9 protein-coding genes are annotated in these 14333 nt (G+C 59.9%); 5 read left to right on the top strand and 4 right to left on the bottom strand.

Going from position 1 to position 14333, the window contains the following annotated elements; translation table 11 throughout:
• Nucleotides 1–31: 31 nt before the first annotated feature.
• Entirely contained in the window at nt 32–1795 is a 1764-nt protein-coding gene (locus tag FYK55_RS25180) for a mechanosensitive ion channel domain-containing protein (protein ID WP_235908965.1), read from the bottom strand.
• A 77-nt stretch (nt 1796–1872) separates the two neighbouring features.
• On the bottom strand, nt 1873–2967 hold the full coding sequence (locus FYK55_RS25175; protein WP_150079402.1) for a baeRF10 domain-containing protein: 1095 nt from the start codon (nt 2965–2967) through the stop codon (nt 1873–1875).
• A 738-nt stretch (nt 2968–3705) separates the two neighbouring features.
• On the opposite strand from FYK55_RS25175, the gene FYK55_RS25170 reads away from it, so the two are divergent.
• Entirely contained in the window at nt 3706–5205 is a 1500-nt protein-coding gene (locus FYK55_RS25170) for a hypothetical protein (protein WP_150079401.1), read from the top strand.
• Between the two features lie 153 nt (nt 5206–5358).
• Nucleotides 5359–5868 carry a hypothetical protein gene (locus FYK55_RS25165; RefSeq protein ID WP_150079400.1) on the top strand — a complete coding sequence of 170 codons (510 nt, stop codon included), beginning with the start codon at nt 5359–5361 and terminating at the stop codon, nt 5866–5868.
• Between the two features lie 49 nt (nt 5869–5917).
• Here FYK55_RS25165 and FYK55_RS25160 read toward each other — a convergent pair whose 3' ends face one another.
• The gene (locus FYK55_RS25160) at nt 5918–6841 is read right to left on the bottom strand and encodes a fatty acid desaturase family protein (RefSeq protein ID WP_150079399.1); all 924 of its coding nucleotides are present in this window, start codon (nt 6839–6841) and stop codon (nt 5918–5920) included.
• 427 nt (nt 6842–7268) lie between these two features.
• Between FYK55_RS25160 and FYK55_RS25155 the strand changes: the two genes are divergently transcribed.
• Together FYK55_RS25155 and FYK55_RS25150 are read left to right on the top strand one after the other, a co-directional pair.
• Nucleotides 7269–9071, top strand: a complete 1803-nt coding sequence (locus FYK55_RS25155; RefSeq protein WP_150079398.1) for a CRTAC1 family protein — start codon at nt 7269–7271, stop codon at nt 9069–9071.
• The gene (locus FYK55_RS25150; RefSeq protein ID WP_150079397.1) at nt 9068–10303 is read left to right on the top strand and encodes a tetratricopeptide repeat protein; all 1236 of its coding nucleotides are present in this window, start codon (nt 9068–9070) and stop codon (nt 10301–10303) included. Before FYK55_RS25155 ends, FYK55_RS25150 begins: the two co-directional genes overlap by 4 nt.
• A 6-nt stretch (nt 10304–10309) precedes the next feature.
• Here the strand turns inward: FYK55_RS25150 and FYK55_RS25145 are convergent, their stop codons facing one another.
• Nucleotides 10310–11893 (bottom strand): autotransporter domain-containing protein, encoded by a 1584-nt coding sequence (locus FYK55_RS25145; protein ID WP_150079396.1) that lies wholly within the window; start codon nt 11891–11893, stop codon nt 10310–10312.
• A gap of 560 nt (nt 11894–12453) precedes the next feature.
• Between FYK55_RS25145 and FYK55_RS25140 the strand changes: the two genes are divergently transcribed.
• Nucleotides 12454–13707 carry a serine hydrolase domain-containing protein gene (locus tag FYK55_RS25140; protein WP_161604738.1) on the top strand — a complete coding sequence of 418 codons (1254 nt, stop codon included), beginning with the start codon at nt 12454–12456 and terminating at the stop codon, nt 13705–13707.
• Nucleotides 13708–14333: the final 626 nt, after the last annotated feature.

Raw genomic sequence — 14333 nt, 5'->3', positions numbered from 1 at the left:
CTTTCGGAAGCAGCTTCCTGCATCGGATCCCTCACGACACCGGCTCCTGCCGCTCGGCCCGCTCGACCTTCAGCTTTCTGTCAGGATCGTTCGCCAAGTACAGGGTTTGTGTCGGAAATGCAAAGTCGATTCCCGCGTCATTGAATCGCTCCAACACCATTTGGTTGACGCGTGTTGCGTGATCGAGGTAGCTGAACCAGCCTCGTTCAGTATCCCTTTGGATGTCGCCGTGATCGGTTTCCATCATGTACCAATAATCGGCCCGCAAGTTCAGGTAGTGGGATCCGAACTTGTCGAACCAGACTCGGGGTGGATGCCCCTCCAGGTCTCCTTCTCCGTCCCGCGTCACTTCCTCGCTAGACAGGATTTCCCCAATGATCTCGATGCCCTCGCGGACTTTCTCCACCGGCGTGTCATAGGTAATCGCCACGTCCATCACGCGCCGCAGGTAGTTCCGTTCCGACAGGTTCTCCACCGGCGAGTCAATAAACTTCATGTTGGGCACACTGTACAGCTCGCCGGACAACAGCCGAATCTTCGTTGCCTGCAAGCCAACGTCGTCGATCGTCCCCAGTTCGCCGTCGAATCGGACCCAGTCCCCCGTCATGAATGGCCGCGTCGAAAAGACGGTAAATGCCCCGAACAGGTTTTTCACCGCATCCTGCGCGGCAAGTGACAAGGCAAGGGCGATGATTGCAAAACCGCCAAGCAGTGCCGTGACGTTCCAATGAAAGACGTTCTGAATCAAGAAGATGGCAATGACCACTCCTGAAATGATTCGAACCGCTCGTCGCACCATGACCGACATCATCCGCGCGTACGGATCATCGTCCGAATAGAACGTGCGACGGAATCCCAGACATGCCATCTCGATCAACGAGACCGCCAGGCAAATCGCGGCCAGGACGACGGCGGCTTGGATCAAGGCATTTCGCATGTCGGCCAGCGTCGGATGGAAATGCAGCCGCGCCGATCCGATGGCGATCGCAATGGTGACGATCAAAATCCATGCGGAAACGACCGCTCCGTTCAGCAACGGCATCAACCAACCGTTGTCGTGTCGCCATGATTTGAAGCGATGAAGAATCCAGGCAACGCCCCACGCGATCGCCAGCCCGGCCAGGGAGACGCCCACGAAAAACGCCCAGTCCCCGGCGGTTGTCTGCTCTAGCGTCGGCTCCAAGACGGTTTTGAGCAGATTCCCGCGCCGGGCGATCCGTTCGCGAGGCGGGATCTTTTTGACGCTGGCCAACAACTCCGAAGCCCCCTCCAAGGTGCTCCGGTCAAAATACCAAGCCCCATCTTCCGCACTCACGAGCGTGATGGAGCCTTCGGGCGATCCATCCAACGCTCGGTAAATCCAGTCGTGCTGGATTCCCCGGGGGAACAGCTCTAATCGACGGATCCCCGTCTGATTCACGATGTCGGGTCCCGGGATCGAACCGGACGACATCTCGGGAAGCCGATCAAAAACGTGCAATAGGTCTTCCGCGGTTTGACGAGCGTCCTCCGGGTCGACGTCGCCGAACGTTTTGGTGGCTCGATCTAACGCGCCGTCACGCCCCAAGGCGACATGATGCATCGCTTCCAGGAAGGTCATTGTCGTGTGACGTGGACTTTCAAGCGAATTCCACTTGGGATCTTCCACGGTGGGAGCTTGCTGGCCACGTTCGAAAAGCTTCAACAACGCGTCGCTGCCCGACTCCAACAACTCAAAGAAGCCGATCTGCGTGGACGTGGGCCGCTGACCGTCAACCGACGAGGATTTCGACGATCCCGGCAGACTTTGGCCCATGCCGATCGACGGGAAGCACAAACCAACCAGCAGACAAAGAGTGAATATTCTTGGATTCAGCATGGATCACAGTGGCGTCAATAGCGAAGCAGGGCGCCCACGTGCCCGACCTTCGTCAGGGCTTTGATTTCATCGACGAAATTGATCGAGGCGCTGGTCAGTTCAAGCTTCCTAGCAAGAGCGTCTAAGTAATCGATGGGGAAGACGTTGTGGGAGTGGCACGCCGGGCAGGTTTGCAGTTCTCCCGAGGCCACGTCTTCACAATCCTTGCAGGCAGTCGCCTTCAAACGGGCTTCCCGAAACGCGATGGCTTCTTCGACGCGTCCGATTTTTGCGGCTTCCAGCGTCTCTTCCGGGCCGGTGCACCCACGCCCCTCACCCAGCGTTTGGTTCTTGATCTGCTGCCAGAGGTCTTGTTCGCCATCACGCTCATCTTCGAAGTAACTCCGATAAGCAAGCTGCACCATCTCGTCGTCGCTCTGATGCAAATCGAACGGCTCGTGACCCACCACCTTGTCGGCGATCTGCTGGGGAAGATGTTCCTCAATCGCACGCATCGTTTCCTGTGACCCGACCATCACAATCCGGTGGATGTCGTGTTCGCCAACCAGTGTCGTTATCTTCTCCGAGACTTCGTCTCCATAGTGCCCCAGCTGCTCGTCGCGTCGTCGCTCGTAGCGTTGTTGCGACCAGCCACCTTTGCGAACGTGATTCTTCACGCCGCCCTTGACCGTCGATTCCACCTCGGCAATTTCGTTGGTCACCACCAACAATCGCGTGCGATCATTGTCGGCAGCGACGATTAAAAAGGTTTCGTATTCGTCCTGAAGTTCCGCCAGCGGACGGATGTGGGGCGCCGGGCCGACCACCAACCGATTCGGGACCTCCATCGAAATCGGGTAGCCCCGTGTGAATCCCAAGATTTCGCTGCTGAACATGCACACGCCGGCGTAGGATTCAAGCGACTCCTCTTCGATCAGCGCTTGAATGTTCGCCAGGGATGCCTCGAAGTTCTCCAGTTCCAAAGCGTCGTCCGCCAGCAAATCTCGGATGTGCTGTTCTCGACCCGACAAGCACGACAGCCCATCACTCCCACGAAAGTATGCCGAGACGACGTCGCGACTGTTGCCACGAATCTCGGCGAGTTCACGTAAATCAATGTTCTGCAGCATGAGTTCCCAAGTAAGTTCTTCGGCGGCCGCCGGGCGGCCAGTGCGGCGGCCATGACGACGGTGTCTGCCCAACGGATGGTCGATATCAGATCAACGGTTGATCTCGGTCGTGCTGAGTTCCTCGTAGCAATCGGAGTGCCACTTTGCTCCGTTTTCGGGCGGTGGCAGCAACCTCGCGAGCGACCACAAGGAATCAGGGAGCTGTTGACGAGGACCCTTTCGGTGACGCATTCCGGGTCTCGGACCACGGGATCAGTGACGTCACGTCGGTAGCGTGCAGGGATTCCGGCTGGGTCAGGACATCCACCGTTCGAACCTGAAGCCGGTTCGGTCTGCCGGCGAAGGCAACTCGCTGATCGGAGCGAGCACCGCGTGTCGGCCCACGTCGCCGATCGTTTCGGCTCTCTCTTCCACCCGAACGCGTCGCGGATCGTCGAACAACACCCGAGCCGGAGCCGATGGGAAACTTTGTCGATTGAGCGTTGTTTGGCGGCCAGCGCAGTTTGGCGGCCGCTACAACCGGACTTTTTCGCAGATCACTCACCACCGCGGGGGTGTGGGATCGATTGTTCCCATTGTGCCGTATGGTCCGCAGATAGCTTTCGACGCAGTTCTGACGAAAGGGGCGCACGACGATAAAAACGGGATTGCGTCCAAAACCTTACAGGGAGCCGAATCGTGTTTCTCGCAAGCCGTTTTTCTTGTCAACGACGCTGCGTTGCGTCTGTCGCGATCCTGATGCTCACCGCAGTCATCACGCCGCGGGCGATCGCGGATGACTCCGACGTCTTCGTCACCGTTCCGAGTGGTGAGTTGACGGAGATCCGGCAGGAACTCCAGTACCTCCGTCAACGGGAAGCGGAACGCACGGTCCGCGAAACCGCTCCCCTGACGCTGGCGTCGCTTCAAATCCCGGCTTGCGACTCCGGCTGCGACGTGGGTTGCGCTGACGGCGGCTGTGCCGATGGCTGTTGTGCCGACGGCGGCTGTGACGGCGCGGCGGGCGTGTGTGACGGGTGCCTTCTGTCCAATTGCGGCTCCAAAGGTTCGTTGTGCGGATGCCTGTGCCACCACTGCGTGCCGCCGATCTGCCCCGCGCCCTGCGTGGAGTGCCCTCGAGTCACCACGCTGAACCCGTATTTCAATATCAACGTTTTCGGGGCGTTGAAACTGGACATGCTGTTCAGCAACCCGCGCCCGGTCACCGAGAGCGTTCCGTTCTTTTTGGCCCCCGCCTCAGCCGGCGGCTACGAAGAAAGCACGGTCAGCTTCCAAGCGCGACAAAGTACGATCGGAGCGGCGTTCGCCGGACCGCAATTTGGCGGTTTCCAATCCGGTGGCCAGATGATTGCCATGTTCTTCAACGACAGCGTGATTCAAGACGCGTATGGCTTCCTGCCGCTGCAAGCGTACGGCGAACTAAAGAACGATCGCTGGCGATTTTCGGCCGGCCTTCAATTCGATGTGTTTGCCCCCGGCATCCCCACGGTCCTTCCGTTCTCGGCGCTCGGTGCATCGGGCAACGCCGGCAACAGCTTCCGCGGACAACTGCGTGCGGAACGCTACTTCAATCCCGCCAGCGATGTGCAGTGGACCCTTCAGATGGCGCTCAGCGAGCCCATCAACGCGACCATCGATCCGACATTCCGCTTGCTGGAGGACAACGGCTGGCCCAATGTGGAAGGTCGGATTGCCCTGGGGCTCGGCGACCGCGCCGGACCTCAGAACCTTCGCCCCTTCGAAGCAGGTCTCTCGGGCGTGGTCGGCGAGCTGCGGTCCACACCGGTGCCCAACCCGCCTGTGTTCGCCGACGTCTGGGGCGGGGCCATCGATTTCCGCTGGGCCATGAACGACACGTTTGGCGTGCTGGGAGAGGTGTTCACCGGCAACGCGCTCGGAACTTACAACGGCGGGATCCTGCAGAACATCAACAGCGAAACGCTCGAGGGAGTCCATTCGACCGGCGGGTTCATTGAAACCTACGCCTACCTGTGCCCGCGGCTTCACACTCACATCGGGTACGGCATCGACGATCCCCGCGACGAAGACCTGCCGGTCAGCGCCGCCGCGGCTGCTCGATCGAAGAACCAGACCTACTATGCGAACCTGTTGTGGGACGTGAACCAGACGTTCCGGATCGCTTTCGAATTCGCGTATCGAGACACCGAGTACAATTCCCCACTGCTGCTGGATAACCAGGGCCCGGGATTCCATACTCAGCTGCAATGGTTGTTCTAAGTTTCGTCTGAAAATGAGTGGCTACGCTCGCCAGAGCGTGGTTTTCCGACGCGAACGCGACGGCAGCTACCCGGTTTTGTGAGTTTTCAAACGGGGCTTGAAAGCGTTCGACCGTCCCCAAGCTGTCAGCACCAACCGTTTCGCACCGAAACGATGACGACGCCGCGAGAATCACCGTACCGACCGCCGGCAGAGCTCTCCGAACTTGATCCGGCGGAAAAGCGGCTGGGACGCTTCGGCACGGTCCTCTCGGCACTCCTGATCAACGGCGGCACCGCCGTGCTTGTGGGGGAAGTCCTGGCAATCGCCGTCTTGATACCGCCGCTGAACCGGTGGTTCGGAATGACCGGGGAGTTCGACGGCCTGATCGTGATCGGCATGCCGATTTGGGCGGGCGGCTTCAGCCTGCTGACGGGACTGGTCCTGGGCTTCACCTTTCCTCGAAGGTTCGCTGCCGCCGGCGCAATTCTGTTGGGCTGGCTGACCGTCGCGATGTTCCTCTTCACTTCGATCAGAACAACGAATCGACCGTCGGAGTGGTACGCATCCCTCACCGTCTCCGGAATCCTGGTGATCGCGCTGACGATCGGCGTTGTCGTCGCAAAAGGCGTGTTGCGCCGAATCAATCGGTTGACAATCACTCCACCCCAGCAGAGCCAGTGATCCGCAGACGACGTAATCGCGACCCGGCGATGAGGTTCTTGCCCGGCCGCTAGGGGACAAGCTTTGACGATTCCGGCGGCGTGCTGGGAACGGAGCCAATTTGCTTGGTCCCCATACTGCTCACAAAGGCGGACAGCACGTACTGGCGGAACAAGAACCAAACCAGATTCTGTTCTTTCAACCTCGGGTCGATCGAACTGTCGATCTTCGCGTGGGCCTGCAGCAACTTGCTCCAATGCAAACCGGGATGGTTGTGGTGGACCGTGTGGTATCCGTTGTTGAAGAACAAGAAATTGAACCACTTGCCGGTAAAGTTCCGCGAGTGATCGTGTTCCGACCAGGCATCGGTGTGCACGTGCTGGATGAAGTTGAAAAACATGATGGTCGTCGACGAACAGATCGCCGGCACAATCAATGAGAAGAACCAGACGTAAAGTCCCAACCCCGCTTGCTGACGGTGGTAGATCGCGCCCGCCAGGATTCCCAACGCCGCGAAGGTTCCAATCCAGAACGCGTATTGGAACCGAATGCGGGTGTACAGCTTCGGTTTGCGATGCTTGACCCGTTCGATGTAGTCTCGAATCGGTCCGCTTTGGAAATAACCGGACACGAACGGATAGGTCAGGGCAACCCACAACGAGTGCTTGTTCGTGTAACGCCACGTTGCCGTCGCATCGCCCGGTCGGTTGACGTACCGGTGATGATTCAGGTTGTGAGTCGGCACCCACATCAAGGTCGGGTAGCCGTAAAAGATCGTCAACACGTGGCCGAACACGTTGTTCCACCGTTGGTTGCTGAAGGTTGCCCGGTGCGCATGATTATGCGCGATCGTCCCGCAGGCGATTGCCATGTAACAGCTGACGGGACAAAGAAACCAGATCCAGTCAGGTCGGCAGTACTGAATCACAACCAGAACGATTGCGATGGCAACCCAGAGCACGGATCGGTAGTCGGCAGGATGGCGAATCGGCATCGTGAATCTTGTCCGTGAAAGCGAATCTCCTGGTGCTTACAGAATCGGGTGGTTCGCCGGCAACCGAATCTGCCGCGGTTTTTAGCACTTCTTGCGTTTCGATTCTGCCCCCCGATTGAATTCGATGCAGATGCGGTTGCCAAACGGCCGTCCGTTGCGTGTACCGAGCCATTGCGCCTGCCTGCGCGGACGGAAGGGGCAACGTCGTGAGCCAGAAGCTTTCCGCAGATTACCCATCGCCCCCAGAGGGCCCAGGCACCAACAGCATCCATCGCATTGCTTGAACAGCGTTCCCCGCGGCGGCGGCGCGCCCGGATCCGCTCTTGCGATCTGCAAGCAATCAGTCTTATAGGCGGGCCTGGATCGCTGATGCAGACAGCAAAGTGGCACGGCGATTCGGTTCTCCAACAAGATTTGCCTGCCCGCCATGCCTGGATCGAATTCGCCGTTGCCGCTGTTGCTGGCCGTCGGCGTGCTGTTGTCGTTGTCGGTCGGCTGCCAACCGGAACGCACCGCAGCCGACGTGTCTGAGGGTCAATTGACGCGGGTTGCGAGCTCCCGGCATGTGGCTGAAACGGCACCGTCAACGCACCAGCTGTTTGACGAGGTGGGCCGCAAGAGCGGGTTGAATTTCCAGCACGTTTCGGGGCGTTCCCTCGAGTACCGTTTCTATGAAATCGTGGGAAGCGGCGCGGCGCTGTTTGATTTCGACGGTGACGGAGATTTGGACATCTACCTCGTGCAGGGACACCAGTGGGATTCGCAAAGCCGTCCTCCGGTCCCGCAATCGCCGGTGCCCAGTGATCGACTGTTTCGCAACGACTCTCCCCAGGGCAGCTCCGACGGGGATCTGAAGTTCACCGACGTCACGCAATCGAGCGGGCTCGCCGACGCCACCGGGTATGGCCAAGGCGTTGCCTGTGGGGACTATGACAACGACGGGGATGTCGACCTGTACGTGACCAACTTTGGCCCCAACCAACTCTGGCGAAATAACGGCGACGGAACTTTCACCGACGTCACCAAGCAGTCCGGCGCCGAATCGGAACGATGGAGCAGCAGCGCCGCCTTCCTGGATTTCGACCGCGACGGCTGGTTTGATTTGTACGTTTGCAACTACGTGAACTACTCGTTTGCGACCGACAAACCGTGCTTCGGCGCCAACGGCACGCGCGATTACTGTGGCCCCAACAGTTACCAGGGAGAGCCGGACAAGCTGTTTCGCAACGACGGCCACGGTCACTTCATCGATGTCTCCGCGGAGGCCGGGATTGCGTCGCACGACGGCCCCGGTCTGGGTGTGGTGTGCGCGGACTTTAACGGCGATCAGTGGCCAGACATCTACGTGACCAACGACGGGATGCCCAATCGGCTGTGGATGAATCGGTGCAACGGCTCGTTCGAAGATTCCGCACTCCTCTCGGGATGCGCCTACAACGGAATCGGGGCAGCCGAAGCCGGAATGGGAGTCGATGCAGCCGACTGCGACGGGGACGGCGATGAAGACCTGTTCATGGCACACCTGACCAACGAAACCAACACCCTGTATTTGAATGACGGACGCGGCGGGTTCTCCGATCGCACGAACACCGCGAACCTCGGATCCAACAGCCAGGCGATGACGGGATTCGGCGCCGGGTGGATCGACTATGACAACGACGGCTGGTTGGACGTGCTGGTCGTCAACGGCACGGTCAAGCGAGAGAATTTGGCGATCTCAGGAAACGACCGCTTCCCCCGCGGCCAGCCCAATCAGTTGTTCCGAAACCAGGGCGGCACGTTCGCCGAAATCAGCGACCAGGTTGATCCGGCATTTCGATTGGCCGAAATGAGCCGGGGGCTGGCGCTGGGCGACATTGACAACGACGGCGACACCGACTTTGTCGTTGTGAACAATGAAGGACGGGCTCGTTTGTATCGCAACCAGGTCGGCCACACCAACCCGTGGCTCGGGCTGAACCTGGTCGACGCGTCCGGATCGCGTTGCCAGCTCGGCGCGGTCGTCCGACTGCAGCTTGAGAATGGTCGCGTGATTCACCGCCGCGTGCGTCGCGACGGCAGTTACTGCTCGTCCCACGATGCCCGCGTCTTGATCGGCGTCCCGCGAGACCAAAACATCCACAGCGTGCACGTGACGTGGCCTGATGGGACGGCCGAACGTTTCGCACCACCATCTCCGGGTCGATACACGACCTTGAAACAGGGCTCCGGCGAAATCGATCCATCATGACCCGAACGCTTTCACGACGATGGTTGCAATGGACTGGTCTGGCGATCGCGATGACAATCTTCGGTTGCCAGCGCGACGCCACCGAACCGAACGCCAAATCGGCGACGGCCACGTTGGAAAACAGCCAAGGCGACGGAAGCACATCACGAACCATCGGCTCTTTCTCGCTGCCGATTGTCGACACGACAAACGTCGAACCACCGATCGTCGAACAAATCGCAGAGCTTGAAGCCCGATTCGAGAGGGCAACGATCGATGACGCGGGAAAGCTGTATGGCAAGCTGGGGATGATGTACCAATGCCTGGAAGTACATTGGGCGGCGAAGAACTGCTACAAAGCGGCAGCGGAAGCATCTCCCGAAGATTATCGATGGCCCTTTTTGCTCGGTCATCTGGCGAGATTGGCCGGAGATCCTGACCAGGCGACGCAACGATTCTCGCAGGCTCTGGAGTTAATCCGTACCCGTGGCGGTGCGGATCGCCAACCCGAAATCACCGCTCTGTGCTGGTTGGGTGAGACCGCTCTGTCCCAGGGGCGATGGACGCTTGCCGAAAACCGATTCCAACAAGTGCTTGAAATCGATCCCGACCAAGCATTCGCCCACTATTCGCTCGGACGAATCGCCGAACAGCAAGACCAGCTGGACTCCGCGGTCAACCATTTGCAGCAAGCCAACCGTTTGGAACCCGAAGTCAGCAGCATTCAGTACTTATTGGGGACCGTGTACCACAAGCTGGGTCGCGAAGCGTTGGCCATCGCCCTGCTGCAATCCAGCACCGCGAACCGCCAACCCTACCTGCCCTCGGATGCGTTGCTCTGGGAAGTCGAATCATCGCTGAAAAGCTATCGAAGGTTCCAGTTCATCGCGGACCAGAACTTCAAGGCGGGACAATATCAAGTGGCGGTCGACTCCTATCGCCAGGCGCTTCATTTCCAGGCGACCCCGGAAGCGTTGGCGCAAACTCACTGCAATCTTGGAAGTGCGCTCAGCAAACTCGGTGACCACGCCGAAGCCGTCAAACATTGGAAACAAGCCGCGGCGTTTTCACCGGATCACACTCCCACGCTGCTGAACCTGGCCGAGTTCGCCGCGGCGACCGGACAGGAGACGCAGGCAATCGAGATCTACCAGTCGATCATCGCCAGGCTGCCGGACCATCGCAAAGCCCGCCGCAAGCTGGCTGAAGTTCTGGCCCGACACCCGACCGATCCGGCAACGCAGACGCGATGACGCCGATCACCAGGCGAACGACAATCCGCCCTGCCCGGTGTGCTGCTCGTACTCCGACGAATACTGAGCATCGTAGTCCGCGAACAGGGTCAGCCCCGACGGGGTCACGTAGCTGATGCCGACTCCCGAGTTGAGAAAATCTCGGCCAAGCTCCGGTCCCTGGAAGACCAACGGCCCGGCCCCACCGGCGAAGCCGCCGCTGATGACTTGATTGTCGTCCGCGAACTCGTGGGCGTAGGCAATCCGATAGAACGGTGACAGGGTCCCGCTGCAATACGTGGGAATGGTGCCGAAGAAGTTCAGCCCCAGAATTCCGCGGGCCGAGTTGACGTGATCATCCGCGATCTGAAGATTCGAAAGCCCTCCACCGGTTTCGCTGTAACCGTCGGCGGAAATGCCGATGTACTGAAACGCCGCGTGAGGCTGAATGATCAGGTTGCCGTGGCGAACATTCTTGCCCAGCTCGAACAGACTCAAAAAGGTGTCGCTGTCGGTTTTCCCGACGGCACTACCGGTCATGGCGGGTCGCAACGTGCTGTAGTCTCCACTGCTGTATCCGATGATCCCGGTCAAATACCCGTTGGTCCGAATCTGGCGTGAGCCGTACAAGGCGATCCCCAACGCATCCAGCTCCACTCCGGCGGTTCCCATCGATCCGTCGCTGTCGTAGTAGTTGCCGGCGAGACCAATGATCGTGCTGCAGTCGACTTGTCGCTCGGCCCCGAACGCGACGCCGGAGAAGTCAAAGCGGAAATCCTGATCCAGATTGCCCTTGGCTCCGTAGCCCGTCACCCAGGCACGTGTTTTCCTGGCATCCCGCCGCAACGGATTGACAAACACGTAGCGCGTCGCGGTCGTCCTGCACGCGGCCGATTGGCAATGACCGCCAGACGATGACGGAGCCGTCGAAACAAGACGGATCTGGCCCGCCGAACTTGATGCCGATGCGGCCGTCGATCGTGGAGCGAAGCGACGCGCTGCCATCCCCACGCCTCCGCGGAGACGATCCGACAACAGACCCAGAAAATGACTGGTGGCTTGCAGTTCGATCATCGCTCCACTGGCCAGGATGTCCGCTTCGGAAGTGTCGTTGCCGGCGGCGGTGAACAACAGCTGCCAAAGATTGAGCGTCCCGCTGTCACCACCAACCTGATCATCGATGGTCAGTGTCCAAACGCCTTGCGCGTTCTCGCCGTTGAAAGCCGACAGCGGCTGATTGGGTTGGTAGGTGCCGGGGGCAAGCGTGCCTGGAAAGGTGTTGGCGGAGTCGTCGTCAAATCGGTAACCACCGTTTTGGGCGTTCAATCCTGAGCCGACCCTGGAGAACAACGACACGTTGGTACCTCCCGGTGAAGTCACCGTGCCCGACAAGTCGCCCTGAAACGTGTGGTTGTAATCCACGTTCACATCCAGATCATCGATCATGATCGAATCGGGAACGTTGATGGACGAAATGGTCGTTCCCCTTGTACCCGACGGCGGAATCCCGATCGGGGTGTCGGTCGAGCTATAGGTTTGGGCGGACAGGCTGCCGGCGCAAGTACCAATCAATCCCAGCAGAAACACGCGTAGTAAACGCGGATGACTCATCGACAATTCCTCGTCCTTGATAGACCGACCGTCCAACCGAAGCTGGCGTACCGCCAGCGTGATGGCGTGATACCGCCACTACCGAAGTTCGCATCGGGTGCCGGAAGCGCCCGGTGAGAGTTTTCTTGCGTCCGCCGGCACAACCGGAACGCGCGTTCACCCGCTGGCCAACAAACGGAAGCGGGCTCGCCCGATTCCCGCGTCTTTTGAAAGCAAAACCGTCGGGAGATGCGTTGCCACCGAGCCGACGTTGGACAGACGACTCCGTCAGGGACGGTGCCGGTTCGCGGGTTCGTCTGCGCCTGCTGAAAACACTGGGAAGATGGCGGCACCGCCGACCGTCGCTGCTTTGATCCGTGATTCAACCGGTTTTCAGGATCAAAGTCGCGGGGGAAGGTAAACTCGTACTTCTGCAGACATGACTGCAAAGTGAAAGACCGAGAGCGACAACGGTGGCAGTAAAGATGGTGCACTCCGACGCGGTTTTCCCTGGCATGATACGAAGGCCGATCGGCGCGATCACCCGGCCGGGGAATCGATCGAGCTGTTGGTCGCTGTCGGTGAAAACCAACAAATTCGGCGTGACGCTTCGGATCGTGACCGTCTTCTTCTTGATGGCCGCGTTCCATCCGGCAACCACCGCCGTTTTGAAGGCCCAATCGTCGACCAGCGAGCTCTCGAACTTGGACGCGGACCTGACCCCCGAGCAACTGAAGGATCTCTTGGCCACCACGTGCGAGTCCTCTCGCCTGCCGGCACTTTGGGCGGGACGCTTCTTCAACGATGAACGCCCTGCGATCGTGGCGGCCGCCGGCACGCGAAAGTGGGAGACGGAGGATTTGGCCGAAGCCGACGACAAGGTTCACCTGGGATCCTGCACCAAGGCGATGACCGCGGCGATCATTGGCCAGCTTTGCACGGAAGACAAGCTGCGGTTGGACACGACACTGGGAGAAGTCTTTGAAGACACGCCGCTGGTGAAGGATTCGGATTGGGGGTCCGTGACGATGGAGCAGCTTTTGCAACATCGCAGCGGAGCAATCGCGAATTTTTGGATCTACCAATCATTCGACCAGTCCAATCCGGATTCCGCCGTGGCAGCCCGAGGAGCGCTGCTGCACGCGTTATGCAGAAAGACACGACCGCGGGCCCCGCAATTCGTCTATTCCAACGTCGGCTACATTGTCCTGGGCCACGTCGCCGAGCACCTGGAAGGCAAACCCTGGGAACAGTTGGTCGCGGAACGCGTGTTTCGGCCGCTGGGCATGGAGAGCGCAGGCTTTGGTCCGGTCGGGCGACCGGACGGCACCGCCGACGACGTGGTCTCGCTGCCAGATCGACCTTGGGGACACACGCCCGAAGTCGGATTGCTGGCGGCGATGGCCTCCGTGTTCGGCAAGCCGACCAAGCCGGGGTTCACGCCCCGGCAAATCGACAATTCACGTTGCCTGGGGCCGGCCGGACGAGTCCATATGAACTTGAGAGATTGGTCGAAGTTCGTGATGGCCTTCGCGAGCAAAGACGGCAACCGAAAGCTCGGCATTTCCGGCAAGGTTTGGAAGCAACTGCTGACCCCACCTTCCGGTAGCGACTCAGAACAGGCTTACGCTGGCGGTTGGATGGTGTTTGACAAACCGGAATACAACGGACGAGCTTTCTTTCACAACGGCAGCAACACGACCTGGTACTGCTACGCGCTGGCGATTCCTGGCAAGAACGCCTGTGTCCTGGTCGCCACGAACGTGTTCAACGACCCGGCGAGGAAGGCCTGTGACGAGGTGGCCCGGTTCATCAACAAATCGATCGAGCCGTAGAGAAAACCTCGGGGGGCCAACCTCCGTGTCGCCCCCAGGCTCTTGCGGCCCTGCCCTTTGGTCGCCCGGTGCTCTGTCCCCGGTCGCAACCCCTCAACGTGCTCTGTCCCCGTCGACGTGCTCTGTCCCCATCTCAAACGTGCTCTGTCCCCATCGCGGTGATGCTCGCTGCTGCGGGCCCAAAACGGGGCAACGCCCCGGTGTTTGCCCAGCCCGGCCCATCGGGCCGGGAAAACGGACCAGAACCAAACCCAAGGGCCAACGGCCCGACCGTTTGTCCGAAACCATCGCAATCGCTTGGTGGTGGTCGCATCGCGGCACAACGTGCTCTGTCCCCGTCGGTCGTCGTCTGTCCCCTCGCAACGTGCTCTGTCCCCCGTCGATATGCTCCTCGCCCAACGTGCTCTGTCCCCGTCGCAATCACGGATCGATCGAGCCGTAGAGAAAACCTCTGGGGGGCCAACCTCCGTGTCGCCCCCAGGCTCTTGCGGCCCTGCCCTTTGGTCGCCCGGTGCTCTGTCCCCGGTCGCAACCCCTCAACGTGCTCTGTCCCCGTCGGTCGTCGTCTGTCCCCTCGCAACGTGCTCTGTCCCCCGTCGATATGCTCCTCGCCCAACGTGCTCTGT

The sequence above is a fragment of the Roseiconus nitratireducens genome (assembly GCF_008629675.1).
GTDB lineage: Bacteria > Planctomycetota > Planctomycetia > Pirellulales > Pirellulaceae > Stieleria > Stieleria nitratireducens.
Note: the sequence above shows the minus strand (reverse complement) of the source record. Positions and strands in the feature narration are given on the sequence as shown.